Source organism: Myxococcus sp. CA039A (assembly GCF_013336645.1).
Classification (GTDB): domain Bacteria; phylum Myxococcota; class Myxococcia; order Myxococcales; family Myxococcaceae; genus Myxococcus; species Myxococcus llanfairpwllgwyngyllgogerychwyrndrobwllllantysiliogogogochensis.
In genome coordinates this window covers 1-17,491 of the sequence record NZ_JABUMQ010000245.1, presented here as the reverse complement: position 1 = coordinate 17,491, position 17,491 = coordinate 1, and the positions used below count along the sequence as shown (strand labels likewise).

The following is a 17,491-nucleotide window of genomic DNA, read 5'->3' as shown; positions in this document are numbered from 1 at the left end:
CCCCCACCTCCACCCAGCGCACCGGCCACCCTGGGCGGCGAAATCGAGGGCTCGCGCCCCACGCGGCCCCTCTTCACCCAGGAACAGGTGTCCCTCTTCGAGCGGCGCTTCGACGACGGCCACCACCTGGTGCGAGGCGTGGCCGGCAGCGGCAAGACGTTTGTCCTGGCCCACTGGGTGGCGCGCTATCTGTTGGAGCACGAGGACACGCGGGTGCTCGTGTCCTTCTTCAACCGCGCGCTCGCGCCGCTGGTGGACAAGCTGCTGATGGAGGCGATCATCCAGCGCGCCGGCCGGGTGCGCGCACGCGAGCTGCGAGCCCGGGTGATGGTGAAGCACGTGGGGGCGCTGCGCCGCGTGGAGCCCGCGTCCTTCGACGGCGTCTTCGTGGACGAGGCGCAGGACATGGATGCTCGTGCGCTGGCCATGCTCCACGCGCTGGTGCTCCCGCACACGCTGGCGGACGGACGAGAGGTGCGCTGTCTCCAGTTGTTCATGGATGACTCGCAGAACGTCTACGGACAGGTGCCCATCGACTCCCTCAAGGAGCAGCTCCCGGAGGGGCTGTCGTTCCGGGGCCGCACTCGCGTCCTCAAGGAGACCTTCCGCGCCACCCGCGACATCCTCGACGTCGCCTTCAACGTGGTGCTGGACCCGCTGCGCCAGCACGCCACCAGCGACCCCGGCATGCGCGAGTACATGAAGGCGGGAGAGCTGGCCCGCGAGGGGCTCCTGTGGCTGCCCGAGGAGACGTTGGAGGGCCTGTACCGCGTGCAGTCCACTGAGCGCGGCGGCGTGCTGCCCCAGGTGCGCGGCTTCGCCTCCGGCGCCAGCGAGGCCCGGCAGGTGGCGAAGGAGGTGGCACGCCTCATTCGCGACGAGGGGGTCCATCCCGGAGACATCCTCGTCGTCGCGCCCGTGATGCCGTCGCAATACACGGAGGCCCTCAACCGCGCGGGAGTGCCCGCGCATGCCTACGGCGGCAAGGGTGGCCGCGACGTGACGGACTTCCGGGTGAGTGGCGTGGACCACGTGCGCGCCACCACCGTGTTCTCCTGCAAGGGGCACGAGTGCCCCATCGTCTTCTTCGCGGGCCTGGACGCGCTGGACACCGTGGAGAACTGGATGGCTGGCGCCCGGGAGCGCAACGCCCGGGAGAACGAACGCATCCGCCGCGCCATGTTCTACGTGGGCGCCACTCGCGCGATGAAGCGCCAGTACCTCACCGGTGTCCGGGGCGCGCGCTTCCTGCGAGTGGCCACGTCCTACGTGGAGACGCTCGCCGGGTTGTCGCCCACCGTGGACGCGGGCGGCAAGCGCCCCTGAAACGACGAAGGCCCCGGCGCCGCTTCCTCGCGGTGCCGGAGCCTCCTGGTGCCCACGTGCTCGGGACTAGCGCTGGGCGGGCCCGTCGACGCGCGGCACCGACGTCACGGTGGGAATGCCGACATGCCGCGTGGACCAGAAGGCCAGGCCGGCCAGTCGCAGCACCTTCTCCTTGAGGCTCTGGTGGCCCGTGGGGTCGCCGCCGCCGCCCGACACGCCACCCGGGTCACCGTCGTTCAGGTCCGCCAGGTTCAGACAGCCCTCCTTCTCGTCCTTGGGCTTGCAGTCGGTGAGCACCTCGACGGTGCCGACATTCTTCGGCGCGGGGGGCGGGGCCTGCTGCATCGACGACGTGGGGGCGCCTTCCTCGGACGCGGGCGCGTCCAGCGCGCTTCGGGAAGAGGCGGGCACGCGGTTCGTCTGGCTGACGATTTCGTTGCGGCTCACGTCGACGGTGAAGAGGGTGGCGCGGTCGGGATTCGTCCTGTCCCGCAGGATGACGCGGACGAGCGCCCCTTCGGGCGCGCTGCGCTGAATCTGCTGGGTCGAAGGAACCGTTTCGACGTGGCGGCACGCCGCGACGCTCAGCAGCAGGGGGACCAACAGGAGGCTTTTCTTCATGATGACTTGGAGCTCGGGGTCGAAAGGAGACGACTATTCGAAGAGGAGCACCTGGCGGACCCAGGCACTCCCCCGACTGCGAAGCCAGTCCTGGCGTGCATCACGCAGGACGAGGGCTGCGGGGATTCCCGCGCGAATGCGCTCCAGCACCGGCTCGAAGAAGGCGGACGCCTCGGTGTCGGGAATCTCCTGGGTGGCGGCGAGCACCGCTCGCGCGCCGGCCTCCACGAACGCCACGGGCAACCCAAACGTTTCGTGGAAGTAGGTCGTGCTGTGCGCGGCATGGCAGGCCGCGAGCAGCACCACGGGCCGCCCCAGGAGCCGCTGCCCCTGGACGTCGGCGGCCGTCAGCGCATAGCGCCCGCCCTGCTCCTCGGGAGAGAGCACGAGCAGGGAACCGTCGGCGACATGCGGGTCGACGACGCCGTGGGCGTGAATCTGCACCTCGGTGGCCTCGTGCATCGCCAGGAGCACCTGGGTCGGCGTGGCCGAGGCCCCCTTCAGGGTCGACAGCGAGCTGTCCTCCGCAGCCGGAGGACTCCAGGCGCGCAGCGATGGCAGGCGCAGCTCCGCGGGCGCATTCACGTCGGCCACGACGAGCCGGCGCTGGGCATGTGGCGAGGACGCCGGGGGCGGCGGGGCCACGCGGTACGTCCAGGCGAGGTCCGGCGGCAGCAACCCGGGCTTGCCCAGGACGGGCGGGCGCGCCAGCACGTCCACGCTGGGACAGTCCCGCAGCGCGTCCACGAGCTTCGCGGGCACCAGGCCCTCGACGCCTTCCAGGCGCTGGCGGCGGTCCGCGTCGTAGTGACCGAGGAGCCGTCCGGATGCATCCCGGGCCACCAGGGCCGTGCGCTCGTCATCCACCGTGACACCCAGCGCGCAGCGCTCGGGCAGCGCGAGCGAGCGCTCCTCGGCGAAGAGGGCGAGCGCCTTCTCCAGCTCTCCGTGGTGGGCCGCGTCCAGGATGAGCGACGTGTAGCTGTAGACCCGCGCCTTGCGCGCGGTCACATCCGAGGCGAGCAGTGGCGCCGCCTCGGTGATGGCCTGACGCAGCAGGGCCTGTCCCCGGCCCCGGTCCTGCTCGACGAAGAAGCGCCCTTCGATGTGGCGCAGCATGGGGCGATCCCCCGCTGCCTCCAGCGATGCGGCGGGCGTCGAGCGAATCGCCGCCAGTCCGCGCGTGAGGAGGTCCGCGTCCATGTCGCGTCGGGCGTGGGTATGCGCCAGGTCCGCGATGACGAAGGCCCGCGTCAGGGACGGGGGGCGGCCGCACTTCGCCGCGCGGTCCAACTGCTCCCGGGCGCCCGCGAAGTCGAAGGTGCGGTAGTACGCGAGCGCGAGGTTCGCGTAGGGCAGCTCATGGTCCTCGCACCGCTCCGGCGTGCGCAGGATGGCTTCCTCCATGTACGCGCGGGCCAACGACAGGTCCCCATGGAAGATGGCCACCTGTCCCAGCTCCTGGATGAGCCGGAACTCCTTGGACCACTCCCGGCCACCGCGCGCGCGTGCGAGCGCCGCGAGTCCGTGCGTCCGCGCCTCCACGGGGCGGTGGAGCTGCCGCTCCACCAGGGACAGATTCCGCAGGAGCTCCAGGCAGCGATAGCTGAAGCGTTGCTCGGAGTCGCAGGTGCGCAGGGCCACGGTCAATCGCGTCAGGGCCCGCGGCGCTTGTCCTCGCTGGAGGTCCGCCTTCGCCTGACGCTCCTCGGCCAGCAGGGCGAACCAGGGGTCCTTCGTGGCCAGCGCGAGCGCGCGGTACTCCTCCTCGTGCTGACGCGGGTCCGACACGAAGAGCAATGCGCCCAGCAGGATGTCGTCCTGTCGCGCCTCGCGCAGCTTCGCAATCAGCGTGTCCCTCGACGCCGGCGCCAGTTCGCCTCGAGTGAGGCGGACGTATTCCTTCGCCAGGGGCGCGCGCGCCTCGAAGTCCACCCGCGCGGCGCGGCGCAGGGCGTCCTCCAGATGCGTGCCGCCGTCGACGCGGTCCAACTGGACGGCGAGTGGACGCAGGGACTCCACGCGCTCGGCAAGGGTGGCGGTGCGCAGGGCATCGTAGAAGCACAGGCGGGACAGGCCCGGGTAGCGCTCCACCTCCGCCGGCGAGAGCACACCACCTCCGAGCACCATGTCATCGCAGCGCTGCTTGGCGCCCTTCCAGCCCTTGCGCTGTTCTTCTTCCTGACGCCGCAGCTCCGTGGCGCGTTGCGTGGCCTCATCGCTCCAGCCCGGTTCTTTAAGCCCCGCCACCCGGTCGAAGGCCTCCGCGGCTTGCAGCGACAGGCCCAGGGCCTTGAGCGCCAGTCCCCGGTTCCACAAGGCCTGCGCATGTTCGGGCCGCTGCTTCAGCGCGCGGTCCGCCAGCGCCAGGGCTTCCTCGGGGGCGCCTCGCTGAAGCGCCAGCGCGGCGCGGTCCGAGTCCAGGTCCGGCGATGCGTCCAGCTTGTCCAGGAAGGCGCCGGCCTGGGCCGGGTCTCCGCGCAGCAGGTACGCGGAGGCGATGCCTCGCTCGTCTCCGGCCTCCTCCAGCTTCGCCAGCTCCCGCAGCGACAGCGCGCGGGGCTTGTCGCCGCCACTGCGCATCACCTCGTAGGGGCGGTGCCGGTCCGCGCCCGGATGGGTCAACCGGGCCTCCAACGTGCGCCCGGGCGTTTGCCCCAGCCACAGCTCGGAAGAGTCCGTCGACGAAGCCGGCCGCGTCACGAGCACCCACGCCGCCAGGCCCGCGGCCAGCGCCAGCGGCACCACCATCATCCAGGTCCTTCGCCGCTTCAGCAGGGACGGGGGACGCACGAAGGCGAGCGTGTCACCGGAGGCGTGCAGTGCGTCGTCCGCGATGAGCTCCAGGGCGAGCAGCTCCTTCATCCGCGCCTCACACGCGTGGCAGCGGGTCAGGTGGTGGCGGAAGTTCTCCGCGTCCACCGGCGCCAGCTCGCCGTCGATGAAGGTCTCCAGTGTGTCGCACAGCTCATTCATGGTCTGGCCCTGCCCTCACTCGAGGCGGCGCCGGGGGCCAGCAGCCCTCGCAGAGCCTGCCGCGCCTCGCTGAGCCACCGCCCCACTGTTCCTTCGGGCGCATCCAACTGCCGCGCGATGGCCCGATATCGAAGTCCGGCCACGTGCAGCCGGTACGCCTCCCTCAATTGCGGTGGCCGGAGCTGCTCGATGGCGCGCTGGAAGTCATCCCGAGTGACCTGCTCCCATTGCTCCAGCGGCACCGGCTCCCCGGTCACCTCCTGGTCCTGCACCACGCGCAACGACGGTGCCCCCAACACCTCCGTGCGTCTGCGCCGGCAGTGGTCCAGGAAGCGGTTGCTCAGCGTGGTGCTCAGCCACACGCTCACCGCGCCCGGGTTCTCCGCCACCAACCGGTCGAAGTTCCGGTAGGCGCGCTCGAGTGTTTCCTGCACCAGGTCCTCCGGGTCGATTCCACCCCCGGAGCACAGTCGTCGCGCAAGACGCAGCAGTCCCGGCCGTCGCGAGCGTGCAAAAGCATCGAACTGGCGGTGCTGCCCGTCGTCCATCGTGGCGCGAACCCCTACACCCATCTTCTCATGTCGTTCCACCGGTGGAGCGCCCCCTCCGCTCGTTTGAACGTGGCGGGGAAAATCCCTTCGGTCGGGAACTCGTGACGCGGCGCGTTGCGGGTGGGTGCGGGTATGCCCCCCCTGGGTCAACCTCGCAGGGAGGCGACGATTGCGGGCCAGTCCGTCCCGGGAGGGAGGCGGCCTTCGGCGTGTTCGGGCCGTCCGCCGCCCCGTCCCCCAGCGGCCTCGGCGGCCCGTTTCAGGAAGGCGCCGCAGCCGAAGGTGGAGGTGGCCCCCCGGGAGATGAGCACGCAGAGGCCGTCGGGTGCGCGGCCCGCGAGGAACACCACCGCGTCGGGTCGGGAGGTGAGGCGGGTGGCCACGGCGCGCAGTTGCTCGGGGCCGGCGCCATCCAGTACGGCGACGACGTGTTTGTCGGCGGAGGCGTCCAACCGGGCGGCGAGCTCCACGGCGGTGTGCTCGGCCAGGCGCGCGCGGGCGGCGCCCAGGGCCTCGCGGGCCTCGGTCAGCTCCCGGCGCAGCTTCTCCACCACGGTGGGCACTTCCGAGGGGCCGCAGGTGAAGGCCCGCCCCATGGCGCGCAGCGTGCCCGCCTCGTCCCACAGCTCGCGCCGCGCGCGCGGGCCCGCGGAGAAGAGGACGCGGCCCTTGCCCTTGTAGCGCTCCACGCCCAGCACCCGCACCATGCCCACCTGTCCGGTGCGAGTGCAGTGGGTGCCGCCGCAGGGGGACACGTCGAAGTCGCCCACCTGGATGACGCGGATGTTGTCCGTCACCTTGGGGGCGCGGCGCAGGGGCAGCGCGGCGAGCTCCTCGGGCGTGGGGAAGAAGGCGCGGATGGGGAGGTCGGCGTCGATGATGGCGTTGACGTGCGCCTCGGCCTCGGCGACCCGCTGCTCGTCCAGGGTGTCCTGGTCCGTGTCGATGGTGCACGTGGCGCCCAGTCGCGAGGACACGGTGGCCGCGCCCGCGATATCCAGCAGCGCGCGCGACAGCATGTGCTGGCCGGTGTGCAGCGACATGTGCGCGCGCCGGCGCTCCGCCTCCACCACGCCCGCCAGCTCCACGCCAAGCGCGGGCAGCGGGCCTGTCTCCGAGACGTCCAGCAGGTGGTGCACCGTGCCGTCGTCATCCACCTGCACGTCGCGCACGGCCAGACCTCCGAGCACGCCGTGGTCGGCCATCTGTCCACCCGCCTCCGGATAGAAGGCCGTGCGGTCCAGCACCACGGAGGTCGCGCCATTCCACGTGCCGTGGGCGACGACGCGCGCGGTGAAGTGGTGGAGGAACGGGTCGTCGAAATAGAGGCGCTCGGTGGACATGGTGCGCGGGAAATAACACGCCGCTGAAACTCGCGCGGCGCTGCTGTCACTCTGGTTCGCGAGGGCGACGAGCCCCGCGACGCCCGGTCCCCGAGCAGGAGGCCCGGCGTCCCCATCCACACCCAAGCGAGGTCCTCCCATGAAGTCCCGGGTCTCCGCCATCATGGCGGCCGCCGTCCTGTTGTCTTCGTTCGCTCCCGCCTTCGCCCACGAGCCTTCCCCGTCGTGTGACGGCAAGTGCCCCAAGTCGAAGCCGGGCGCTGTCGACAACACCCTCATCGCCGCCACGCCGCGCGCCGACGCTCCGTCGCTGGGGCCGCGGAGCGCGTCGGTGACGGTGGAGGTGTGGTCCGACTTCGAGTGCCCCTTCTGTGCGAGGGGCGCGTCCGTCATCGAGGGCCTGCGCGAGCGGTACGGCGACAAGATTCGCATCGTCTTCCGGCACATGCCCCTGCCGACCCATGCGGACGCGAAGATGGCGGCCGCCGCGTCCATGGCGGCGCACGAGCAGGGGAAGTTCTGGGAGATGCACGACGTGCTCTTCGAGAACCAGCGCTCGTTGGACCGGGCCTCGCTGGAGAAGTACGCGAAGGCGCTGGGGCTGGACCTGGAGCGCTTCCGCAAGGCGCTCGACACGAAGGCGTGGAACAACTACGTGGAGGCGGACTTCGTGGAGGCGCAGCGCCGGGGCATCGCCGGCACGCCCACCTTCTTCATCAACGGCACCGGGGTGATGGGCGCCCAGCCGCTGGACGTCTTCGCCGGCCACATCGACGCCGCGTTGAAGCGCTGAGTCTGGCGCGTCACTTCGCGCCGCGTCGTCAGGCTGGGTCCCACTCGACGCGCAATTGTCGGGGGCCCCGGTGCAGGAAGTTGGGCACGTAGGTGATGGCGTTGCCCGGTGCCAGTCGCAGGCCGGGCAACCGCTTCAGCAATTGCTCCATGGCCACGCGCACCTCCATGCGGGCCAGGGGCGCGCCGATGCAGTAGTGGATGCCCAGGCCGAAGCCCAGGTGCTTGCCCAGGTCCGAGCGCAAGGGGTCGCCCCGCTCGGGCGCGTGGAACGCGGCGCCGTCGCGGTTGGCGGAGGCGTAGAGGACGAGCACTCGCGCGCCCTGGGGCACCTCCACGTCGCCCACCTTCACCGCGCGCCGCGTGGTGCGCATCATTGCTTGCGCAGGGGCGTCCAGCCGCAGCGTCTCTTCAATCGCGCGGGGGATGCGGGAGGGTTCCTCACTCAGCTCGCGCAGCCGCTCCGGCTCCTTCAGCACCCACGCGAGCAGGTTGCCCAGCAGGTTCGCCGTCGTCTCGTGGCCGGCGAAGTGCAACATGGCCAGCAGGCTGATGAGCTCCACGTCGCTCAGGGGCGGGGTGTCCTCGTGGCGAGCCTCGATGAGCGCGCTGATGAGGTCGTCCCTCGGTGCGAGCCGCCGCTCGGCGATGTGGCCCTCCAGGTACTTCTGGATGGAGACGAGCCCGCGCGCGCACTCCACCTGTCGGGCCACGGGCGCGTTGCCCGCGGACAGGAGCGACAGGTCCTCCGTCCACCGCTTCAGCCGCTCCAAATCCGAGTCCGGCAGGCCGAGGATGGCGCCGATGACGCGCGCGGGGAGCGGATAGCCGAGCTTCTCCACCAGGTCCGCGCGGCCGTCGCGAGCAAAGCCATCCAGGAGCTCCGTGGCGATGGCGCGAATCCGGGGCTCCATCGCGCTCAGGCGATGCGGGGCCAGGGCCTTGGTGACGATGACGCGCATGCGCGTGTGGTTGGGTGGGTCGTCGTCCACCAGCGCCGGAACCTGGGGATAGCCCTCCGCGAGCGCGGCGAGCACCTCGGGCGCGGGCGGCACGGGGTTCTTGAAGGCGTTGGCGGAGAGGAAGTCCTCCGGGTTGAGCACCACCGCCTTCACGTCCTCATGCCGGGAGACCACCCACAGGTGCATCTCCTCGCTGAAGTGGACGGGCGCCTCCTGGCGCAGCCGGGCATAGAGCGGGTACGGGTCCTCCACGTGGTGGGGCTCGAAGCGGCTGACGAACGTGGGCGGCGAGGACGGGGACATGCGGCGGACTCGATTCTCCGGCGGGGCGCTTCAGGCCGCGTCCGGACGGGGCTTCGTCGAGGGGGGCGTCAGGGGCCCATCGGAGAGGTCGGGCAGACGCAGACCCAGAGGAGGAACTCGAGGCAGGCGGACGGTGAAGCAGGTGCCATTCCGGGGAGCGCTCTCCACGTGGATGCGGCCCTGGTGCGAGGTGATGATGCCGTGCACCACGGCGAGCCCCATGCCCGTGCCCTCGCCCGCGGGCTTGGTGGTGAAGAAGGGCTGGAAGAGCCTGGCCTGCACCTCGGGCGTCATGCCGATGCCCGAGTCGCGCACGCACAGCACCGCCTCGTCCGCCTCCATGCGCGTGGACAGTTGGATGCGGCCACCGTCGGGCATGGCCTGCGCCGCGTTCATGAGCAGGTTCACCACCACCTGTGCGAGCTGTCCGGGACGCCCCAGCAAGCGCGGCAGGTCCGCCAGCGTCACCTCCACCTCGCAGCGCGACTGCACCTGGGTGCGCGTGATGCGCAGCGCGACGGCGATCTCCTCGTTGAGGTCGTACTCCTCCAGCGCCCCCGGGTCCCCGCGCGCGAAGCGCCGCAGGTCCGAGACGATGGCGACGACGCGGCGGATGCCGTCCGCGGTGGCGGGCAGCACGTCGTCCACGTACTCCCGCAGCTCCGGGGGCAGTGGCTGCAGGGCGCGCAGGTCCATGATCAGCGCGTTCACGTTGCTCTTCACGTAGCTCATGGGGTTGTTGATTTCGTGCGCCACGCCCGCCGCCAGCATGCCCAGGCTGGACAGCCGCTCCTGCTCGCGCGCGCGGCGGTGGGCCACCTCCAACTGCGCGTGCGCCTGGGCCAGCTTCTCGTGCTGGTGCGCCAGTCCCCGCAGGGCATGGTGCGTGAGGAAGACCCGGCCCTCGGAGATGAGGTACGTGAGCACGGACAGCAGCACGAAGCAGGCGGGGAGCAGCGGCGGGCACCCGTCCCAGAGCGCCGCGCCCGCCACCAGCACCAGCAGCAACCCCAGCCGGAGTCGCGCGCCCGAGTCCGCGAAGTAGTCCACCCACAGCGCGTTGAGCGGCAGGTACAGCCACACGGGCAGGGCCCAGTCGCTCGCCAAGCCGTAGAAGACGGTGGCCAGCATGTTCATCGTGAAGCGCCCGGCCTCCACGACGCGGGTGTGGCGCGAGAAGAAGTTGCGTGCGAGGACCTGGTTGGCCGTCGTCACCGCCGCGAAGCCCGCCGTCACCATGAGGATGGTGCCCCACTGTCCCCAGAGGCTGGAGACGAGCAGGCCATGGATGAGGAGGCACGCCAGGAGGGTGAACCGCTTGAGCCGGCTGTTCACCCAGTCCGCGTCGATTTCGTTGTCGATGGGCTCCGCGGACGGAGTCGGGGTCATGCCTCTCCGAGCCCCCGTCGGACGACGGGCGTCGGCTCCGCCCGCATCGGCAGCTCCAGCCGCAGGCGCTGGGGACCGCCCACCTCCGCGACGAAGGACAGCCGTCCTCCGAAGCGCTCCAGCAGGCCCCCGACGACCTTCAGGCTGTCATCCGCCAGCAGGCCCGCGAAGCGCTCGATGATGGACACGGCCTGCTCCGCCGGGAACGAAGGGTCCGCCACCTGCACCTTCAGCACGAGCGCCGCGTCCGTCGGGCTCACCTCGGCGCTGACACCCTGGTGCGCTGAGCGGAACGGAGCGTAGAGCTGGGCGAGCGTCTCGCGGTGGCGCAGAAGGCCTGACAGGTACGTCACCAGCTCCGCGTCGTCCCAGGGCTTGCTGATGAAGCGACAGATTTCGCCTTCGTTCACCGAGGCCACCACCGACTTGAAGTCGGCGTAGCCCGAGATGATGAGCCGCAGCGCGAGCGGATGGCTGCGCTTGATTCGTTGCAGCAGCTCGCTGCCCGTCATCCCCGGCATCCGGAAGTCCGTCAGGACGATGTCCGGACTGAAGCCCTTGAGCCGCTCCAGGGCCTCCTCTCCGTTGAACGCGAGCTGGACGTCGAAACCCTCGCGCCGCAGCAGCCGCCTCAAGGCGTGTGCCACCTGCGGCTCGTCGTCCACCACCAGCACCTTGTATGCTTCCATGACGCCTTGCTCCTCTGGCGCGGCACTCTAGTACGGGGTCCCGGAGAAAGTGTCAGGACCTGAATACTGGGTCACACCTGCACCTGCTACAGAGTGGGAGTCCCCGGAATGAATGTGAGTGCAGTGCGGCGCGGTGCCGGTGCCTTGTTCGTGCTCTCGGTGCTGATGACGTCCTGCGTCCAGAGGCAGGAGGTGGGACTGGAGCGGGTGCGACGGGCAGGCGAGCTGCGGTGGGGCGCGGACGCGCAGGGTGGGGAGCCGTACGCGATGGAGGACCCGGAGGTGCCCGGGCGCATGCGTGGCTTCGAGGTGGAGCTGGCGGACGCGCTCGCGAGGGAGCTGGGCGTGCGCGCCCGCTTCATCCAGAACGACTGGTCCAGCCTGATTCCCTCACTGGAGCGCGGCTCGTTCGACGTGGCGCTGAACGGGATTGAAATCACGCCCGCGCGCAGTGGACGCATCCTCTTCACGCGTCCGTACTTCATCTTCCAGTTGCGACTGCTGGCCCGGCGCGATGACGACACCGTCACGGGCCTTGCGTCCCTGCGAGGTCGGCGGGTGGGGACGTTGGCCAACTCCCAGGCGTGGGATCTGCTCCAGCGCGAGGGCATCCAGGCGGTGCCGTACGAAGGCGTGGAGGAGCCGTACATCGACCTGGAGCAGGGACGGGTGGACGCGGTGCTGATGGATGACCTCATCGCCCAGCGCTACGGACAGCCCCGGGCGGGGCTGCGCGTGGTGGGAGACGTGGGCGAGGGCTACTACGCCATCGCCGTGCGGCCGGGGGATGAGGACCTGCGCGCGGCGCTGGACGTGGCGTTGGGGCACATCTCCCGCTCGGGAGAGCTCCGGCGAATCTTCGCGCGGTGGAACATCGACAGCGCCGCGCAGCAGCGGATGGTGGAGTGGTCGGATGCGCAGACGCGCGAGGTGCTCGCGCAGACGCAGGCGCCCAGGCTGGGCTGGGCGCAGTGGGTGATGTTCCTCCAGGCTTCGCTGGTGACGCTGGTGGTCTCCGTGGGGGCGATGGCGCTCGCGGTGCCGCTGGGCATGGGGCTGGCGCTGGCGCGGCTGTATGGCCCACGCTGGCTGGGGCGGCTGGCGTCGCTGTACGTGGAGCTGTTTCGCGGCACGCCGGTGTTGTTGCAACTCTATGTCCTCTACTACGGCCTCGCGGGCGTGTTGCGACTGGATGCGCTCAGCGCCGCGGTGCTGGGGCTGGGGCTGAACTACGCGGCCTACGAGGCGGAGGTGTACCGGGCGGGGGTGCTGGCGGTGCCTCGCGGGCAGTTGGAGGCGGCGCTCGCGCTGGGCATGTCCACGCCGCTGGCGCTGCGCCGGGTCATCTTCCCCCAGGCGTTCCGCGTCGCGCTGCCGAGCGCCACCAACGACTTCATCGCGCTGCTCAAGGACAGCTCCCTGGTGTCCGTCATCTCCGTTGTCGAGCTCACCAAGCGGATGACGATTACCGCGGTGGATGTTCGCAGCTGGTTGTTGCCCGGTGCGCTGTGCGCGGCGCTCTACCTGGCGATGAGCTACCCTCTGTCGCTCCTGGCGAGGCGGTTGGAAGCGAGGTTGGAACGCGGATGATTGAAGTGAAGGACCTGTGCAAGCGCTATGACGGGCGCACGGTACTGGACGGAATCAGCGCCTGCTTCGCCCCCGGTGAGGTGGTGGCGTTGGTGGGCCCCTCGGGCAGCGGCAAGAGCACGCTCTTGCGGTGCCTGAATGGACTCGAGCCGTTCGACGCGGGCTCCATCCGGGTGGGTGACGACGTGTTGACGCCTGGAGCGCAACGTGCGCGGGGCGCCCAGGTGTCCAACATCCGGCGCCGCGTGGGCTTCGTCTTCCAGCAGTGGCACCTGTTCGCGCACCGCACCGCGCTGGGCAACGTCATCGAGGCCCCCCGGTACGTGAGGGGCCTGGACGCGAAGGCGGCCACCGAGCTGGGGCGCGCGCTGCTGGAGAAGGTGGGCCTGTCGCACCGAGAGGGGGCCTATCCGTCGGAGCTGTCCGGTGGCGAGCAGCAGCGGGTGGCCATCGCCCGGGCACTGGCGATGGAGCCGGAGGCCTTGTTGCTGGACGAGCCCACCAGCGCGTTGGACCCCGAGCGGGTGGGCGAACTGGTGGAGCTGCTGTCACGACTCCGCGAGGACGGACTCACCCTGGTGGCGGTGACACACGAGATGCGCTTCGCCCGGGAGCTGGCCTCTCGGATGCTGGTGCTGCATGGCGGGCGCATCCTGGAGGAAGGTCCTCCGGCGCAGGTGTTGGAGCGGCCCCGACATGAGCGCACCCGGGCCTTCCTCGGCCTGGAGCGTACCGTGCGTCAGGAGCCGGCCGTGGAGCCCGAGCCGGGCAGAACCGGCGCCGCCGCCGTGTTCCCCGCGGCGACGGCGAGGGAGTGACATGCGCGCGGAGGTACAGCTCACGGAGGTAGGGCGGGGCGAGGGGCCGAGGGTGCTCCTGCTGCCTGGATTGGGAGCCCGTGGCTCGGGCTTTCGTGCGCTCGCCGGAGTGTTGTCCTCGGTCGCCCGTCCCGTGCTCGTCGAGTACCCGGAGGGTGAGCATGCGGCCCTGGGCGCGGGAGCCCTGGCGCGGCAGGTCCTGCGGGCCGCGGGGCCGATGGACGCGGTGGTGGCCAGCTCGTTCGGAGGCATGGTGGCCGCGCACCTCGCGGCGGCCGGCGTGGTGCGGGGCGTGGCGTTCCTGGGGTCTTTCACGCGCACGGCGCACCTCGGCCCTCGCGGCCTGCTCATCGGGATGATGGGGCCCATCGCCCTGTGGGGTCGGCCCGGTGTGGTCGCCGCGGGGCTGGCGGCGTGGCGGCCCGTCCCCTTCGCCCGAGTCCCGGAGGTGGTGCCCACCACCGCGCTGGAGCGCCGCAGCACGTGGCATCGCGCGCTCGCCATTCACGGCGAAGCGCCTCCTCCCGAGCTGCGGCGGCTGGACGTCTCCTGTGTCTGCATCCAGGGCGACCGGGACATGCTGGTGCCGCCCTCCACGCTGACGAAGCTGGGGGAGTCGCTGCCTCCCGGGACGCCCCGGCACCTGCTGCGCGGGGCGGGACACGTGCCGTACTTCACCCACCCGGAGGCGTGCGCGGAGCTGCTCGGGCCGTGGCTGGCCGGACTGTCGTTCGCGCGGAGTGTGTCGGCGGCCTGACGCGGGGAGATGCTCCTGTCCAGGGGTGGACGGAGTGAAAGGGGGATGTACGGGACGGCGGCCTGCCGCTACCGTGCGTCCCCGAATGCAGAACCGTTTCACGCGTGGTTTCGTCGTCTTCGTCGTCTTCTCCACCGGGTTCGCGTGGGCCGCTCCATCCGCACAGGATGCCGGCTCCGTGTCCGACGCCGTGCGCGCGGCCCCCGTATTGCCGTCGGCTCCCGACGCGGCGGCTCCGGTGCCTCCCGTCGCCGAGCGGCCGCGCTCCGTGTTGCTGTTGGGCGACAGCCTCATCGCCACCGGCTTCGGGGACTACCTGCTGGCCAGGCTGGAGGCGCATCCGGAGATTCGCGCGTCGCGCCGCGCCCGGTCGTCCACGGGGCTGGCGCGTCCGGACTTCTTCGACTGGATGGAGGTGGGCGAGGAGGAAGTGAAGCGCCACCAGCCCGACGTGGTGGTGGTCATCCTCGGTGGCAATGATGGGCAGTCGCTGCTGGAGCGGAGTGGTGGCAAGCCGGTCCACTGGGGCAAGCCCGGGTGGGAGGACGCGTACCGTCGGCGCATCGACTCGTTCGCGAGCGTCATCGCCGCGCCGGGGCGGAAGATTGTCTGGCTGGAGCTGCCCGCGACGGGGCTGAAGCGCTTCGAGCAGAAGCTGAGCCTCATCCGGGGACTCCAGCGCGAGGTCATCAGCTCCCGCCCGGATGCGCGCTACGTCGACACGCGCGGGTACTTCACCGATGCGCACGGCAAGGCGCTGCTCCAGGCGCGCGTCGAGGGCTTCCGCAAGCCGATGAAGCTGCGCATGAGCGACGGCGTGCACTTCACCATCGCGGGCGGACGGTACTTCGCCAGCAAGGTGTACCCCGAGGTGCTCGGCGCGCTGGGGCTGCTTCGGGGCTAGCTGGCGACGCGCTAACACCCGCCTGTTGCCGCTCCCGTGAGGACCGAGCGCGGTGCCGCGCTGGTCCACCTTCCTGCAAGGGCGTTGCGGCGTTGCTGCGCACCCGCGAAGACCGAGCCCTACGCGGGTTCACCTTCCTGAAAGGACGTTGTGGCGTTGTCGCACACCCCGCGAGGACCGAGCGCTGCGCGACCACTGTGACGCCCGCGCGCGGCAACACCGCTGCGTTGCTGCGCACCCGCGAGGACCGAGCGCTGCGGGTCCACCTCCCCGCAAGGGTGTTGCCGCGAGGACCGAGCGCGGTGCTGCGCCGGTCCACCCCTCGCGGAGGTGCGAGCCGAGGGGCCGCGAATACTCGCGGCGCCCAGGGCGTGCTGCTTCAGTGCGGCGCGAGCGCGGTGACGAGCCGATCCGCCTGCTCGCGGATGTTCTTGTCCTCGCTGGCCTGGGCGCGCCGGGCGTGGGTGACCGCCGTCGCCGCGTCGCTGTCCGCCAGCGCGAGCGCAAGGTTGAGGTTCAGGCCCGGGTCGTCCGGGTTCGCCTTCAGCGCCTCGGAGAGCACCTTCCGGGCGGCGTTGGCGCCTCCGGGCTTGGACAGGTGCAGCACGGAGAGGTCGTTGGCCGCGCCCACGTCGCCAGGAGCGAACGTCAGCGTCTCCTCCAGCAGCTTCTTCGCCTCCGCGTCATCGCCCAGCCTGCGCCGGACCTTGGCGAGCGCCACGCGCACCTGGGCATTGCCCGGGGCCTTCTCCAGCGCCTCGCGCAGGATGCGGTCGGCATCCTCGTTCTTGCCCGCCACGAAGGCGGACAGGCCATGCAGGTAGATGGCGTCCGCGCTCTCCGGCAGCTTCAGCCGCAGCTCGATGGCCGCGCGCATCGCCGCGTCGGGCGCCCCCGCGAAGAGGCACAGCGACGCGAACTCGCGGAACAGCGACGGCTCCGTGGGCTTGCGCAGGATGGCCTGCCGCAGCGTCACCAGCGCCGGACCAATCTGGCCCTGGAGCACCTGGACACGCGAGGCCAGCAGGAAGGGGAGGTGCTCGGTGCGAGTCGCCTCGGCCGCCTCCTGGTACGCCTTGAGCGCCGCGTCCAGGTTGCCCGTCCCCTGGTGCGCCTTGCCCAGGTACGTGAGCGTCTGGGCATTGCCCGGCTGCATCGCCAGCGCATGCTCCAGCGGGCTGACGGCCTGCGCGTACTTCTGGTGCGCGAGCAGCCCCCGGCCGTGGTTGAGCACCTCGAAGAATCCCGCCGTGGGCTGCGCGGCGAGGGCCGCGAGCAGCTCCAGCGCGCTCGCATCCCCCTTCTCGGCGTTCATTCGCGCCAGGTGGCTCAGCGCTTCGGGATGCGTGGGGTGGAGTGAGACCAGTTGGTCCAGGAGGCCGCGCGCCGCGTCCTCGTCGTGCTGCGCGAGGCGCAGACGCGCGAGGCCGAGCAGCGCGCTCGCGTCCTGGGGGTCCTGGTCGAGTGCGAGCTGGAACTCACGGGCCGCCTCTTTGAGGAGGCCCTGCTTCATCAGTCGCGCCGCGGAGGTAGCCAGCTTGGAGACGGCCATGGGTTCGCCAACTCTAGCCCAGCCCCGGGGGGCCAGGCATCGCCGGAATGCTCCGGATTCACATTACAGGCCGAGGAAGTCGCCAACGCCCTCGATGATGTCCTTGCCCTTGTTCACCGCGCCGGAGAAGACGTCGCCGGCCGCGTCGACCACCGCGCCACCCGCGTTGATGGCACCCTCGGCCACGTTCTCCAGGACCTCGCCACCCGCGGCGGCCGCCGTCTCACCCACGGCCTTCAGCACGTTGCCCGCGTTGACCGAGCCCTCGATGTCCACACCCAGGCCCAGGCCCGCGGTGGCCTCGACGCCCACGTCGAACTCCAGGTTGCCGTTGTTCAGCCCGACGTTGGCGTGCGCGTCGCCGCTGACACCCGCGCTGGCGCTGGCGGTGATGCTGCCGGAGGCCAGGGTGTCGCCCTCGTGCTTCAGCTCGATGGAGCCGGTGAGGCTCGCCTGGGCACCCGCGAAGCCCGACGCGGAGGCGTTGATGGACAGGTTGCCATCCGTGCCCACGTGCAGGTCCAGGTTGATGTGGCCCTCGGCGCCAATCTTGCCCATGGCCTCCAGGTCCAGCTCCACCGAGTACTTCTCACCGGCGATCTCGAAGTCCACCGTCTTGGAGGCCCCGGCGCCCGCTTCCACCAGCGTGGCGTCGATGTCCACCGCGAGATTCACATCGATGCCGGACAGGCCCACGTCCGCGTCCACCTTGGCATCCGCCGTAAAGGTCGGCCCCTGCGCGTACGCGCGGGTGTCGATGCCACCAGGACCCTTGCCGGTCACCTCGGTCCGCGCGCCACCCGCCTCGAAGCTGGACTGGCCGCTGACCACGTTGCCGCGCGGCTGCTCCACGTTGCCCTGCGTCTGCGTGTCCACGCGCGAGTTGCGCTGCTGGGTGCCGTTCCGGGGCGCCTGCTC

At 71.0% G+C, this 17,491-nt stretch carries 15 protein-coding genes; 6 read left to right on the top strand and 9 right to left on the bottom strand.

What is annotated here, in order from left to right:
- Positions 1 to 1,326, top strand: a 1,326-nt coding sequence (locus tag HR086_RS32690; RefSeq protein ID WP_174467591.1) for an AAA family ATPase, incomplete at its 5' end; no start/stop codon positions are given.
- A gap of 66 nt (positions 1,327 to 1,392) precedes the next feature.
- Here HR086_RS32690 and HR086_RS32685 read toward each other — a convergent pair.
- From HR086_RS32685 to HR086_RS32670, 4 genes are all read right to left on the bottom strand, one after another.
- Positions 1,393 to 1,947, bottom strand: coding sequence for a hypothetical protein (locus HR086_RS32685; protein WP_174453208.1), 555 nt, complete (start codon positions 1,945 to 1,947; stop codon positions 1,393 to 1,395).
- Between the two features lie 33 nt (positions 1,948 to 1,980).
- Positions 1,981 to 4,923 carry a CHAT domain-containing protein gene (locus HR086_RS32680; RefSeq protein WP_174467590.1) on the bottom strand — a complete coding sequence of 981 codons (2,943 nt, stop codon included), beginning with the start codon at positions 4,921 to 4,923 and terminating at the stop codon, positions 1,981 to 1,983.
- The gene (locus HR086_RS32675; RefSeq protein WP_371745478.1) at positions 4,920 to 5,513 is read right to left on the bottom strand and encodes an RNA polymerase sigma factor; all 594 of its coding nucleotides are present in this window, start codon (positions 5,511 to 5,513) and stop codon (positions 4,920 to 4,922) included. The genes HR086_RS32680 and HR086_RS32675 overlap by 4 nt, the downstream gene beginning before the upstream one ends.
- A 107-nt stretch (positions 5,514 to 5,620) precedes the next feature.
- The gene (locus tag HR086_RS32670; RefSeq protein ID WP_254626563.1) at positions 5,621 to 6,958 is read right to left on the bottom strand and encodes an alanyl-tRNA editing protein; all 1,338 of its coding nucleotides are present in this window, start codon (positions 6,956 to 6,958) and stop codon (positions 5,621 to 5,623) included.
- Between HR086_RS32670 and HR086_RS32665 the strand changes: the two genes are divergently transcribed.
- The gene (locus HR086_RS32665) at positions 6,957 to 7,610 is read left to right on the top strand and encodes a DsbA family protein (protein ID WP_174467589.1); all 654 of its coding nucleotides are present in this window, start codon (positions 6,957 to 6,959) and stop codon (positions 7,608 to 7,610) included. The genes HR086_RS32670 and HR086_RS32665 overlap by 2 nt on opposite strands.
- A 28-nt stretch (positions 7,611 to 7,638) precedes the next feature.
- On the opposite strand, the gene HR086_RS32660 is transcribed toward HR086_RS32665, so the two are convergent.
- Genes HR086_RS32660 through HR086_RS32650 form a run of 3 tightly spaced genes read right to left on the bottom strand, consistent with a single transcriptional unit; the run spans position 7,639 to position 10,952 of the window.
- A complete protein-coding gene (locus tag HR086_RS32660; RefSeq protein ID WP_174467588.1) occupies positions 7,639 to 8,874 on the bottom strand; it encodes a cytochrome P450 in 1,236 nt (411 codons plus the stop codon).
- Between the two features lie 30 nt (positions 8,875 to 8,904).
- A complete protein-coding gene (locus HR086_RS32655) occupies positions 8,905 to 10,263 on the bottom strand; it encodes a sensor histidine kinase (protein WP_174467587.1) in 1,359 nt (452 codons plus the stop codon).
- Positions 10,260 to 10,952 (bottom strand): response regulator, encoded by a 693-nt coding sequence (locus tag HR086_RS32650; protein ID WP_141645062.1) that lies wholly within the window; start codon positions 10,950 to 10,952, stop codon positions 10,260 to 10,262. Before HR086_RS32650 ends, HR086_RS32655 begins: the two co-directional genes overlap by 4 nt.
- Before the next feature lie 108 nt (positions 10,953 to 11,060).
- Here HR086_RS32650 and HR086_RS32645 point away from each other — a divergent pair, with 108 nt between their 5' ends.
- The 4 genes from HR086_RS32645 to HR086_RS32630 all read left to right on the top strand — a co-directional run bounded on the left by HR086_RS32645 (position 11,061) and on the right by HR086_RS32630 (position 15,021).
- A complete protein-coding gene (locus tag HR086_RS32645) occupies positions 11,061 to 12,542 on the top strand; it encodes an ABC transporter substrate-binding protein/permease (RefSeq protein ID WP_254614261.1) in 1,482 nt (493 codons plus the stop codon).
- Positions 12,539 to 13,360 (top strand): amino acid ABC transporter ATP-binding protein, encoded by an 822-nt coding sequence (locus HR086_RS32640; protein ID WP_174453213.1) that lies wholly within the window; start codon positions 12,539 to 12,541, stop codon positions 13,358 to 13,360. The genes HR086_RS32645 and HR086_RS32640 overlap by 4 nt, the downstream gene beginning before the upstream one ends.
- A gap of 1 nt (position 13,361) precedes the next feature.
- The gene (locus tag HR086_RS32635; RefSeq protein ID WP_141645060.1) at positions 13,362 to 14,117 is read left to right on the top strand and encodes an alpha/beta fold hydrolase; all 756 of its coding nucleotides are present in this window, start codon (positions 13,362 to 13,364) and stop codon (positions 14,115 to 14,117) included.
- An 85-nt stretch (positions 14,118 to 14,202) separates the two neighbouring features.
- Positions 14,203 to 15,021, top strand: coding sequence for a DUF459 domain-containing protein (locus HR086_RS32630; RefSeq protein WP_174453215.1), 819 nt, complete (start codon positions 14,203 to 14,205; stop codon positions 15,019 to 15,021).
- Between the two features lie 379 nt (positions 15,022 to 15,400).
- Here the strand turns inward: HR086_RS32630 and HR086_RS32625 are convergent, their stop codons facing one another.
- Both HR086_RS32625 and HR086_RS32620 read right to left on the bottom strand, forming a co-directional pair.
- Positions 15,401 to 16,573, bottom strand: coding sequence for a tetratricopeptide repeat protein (locus HR086_RS32625; RefSeq protein WP_174467586.1), 1,173 nt, complete (start codon positions 16,571 to 16,573; stop codon positions 15,401 to 15,403).
- 63 nt (positions 16,574 to 16,636) lie between these two features.
- Positions 16,637 to 17,491 (bottom strand): Circumsporozoite protein (locus HR086_RS32620; protein WP_174467585.1); only part of this gene is annotated, 855 nt, incomplete at its 5' end.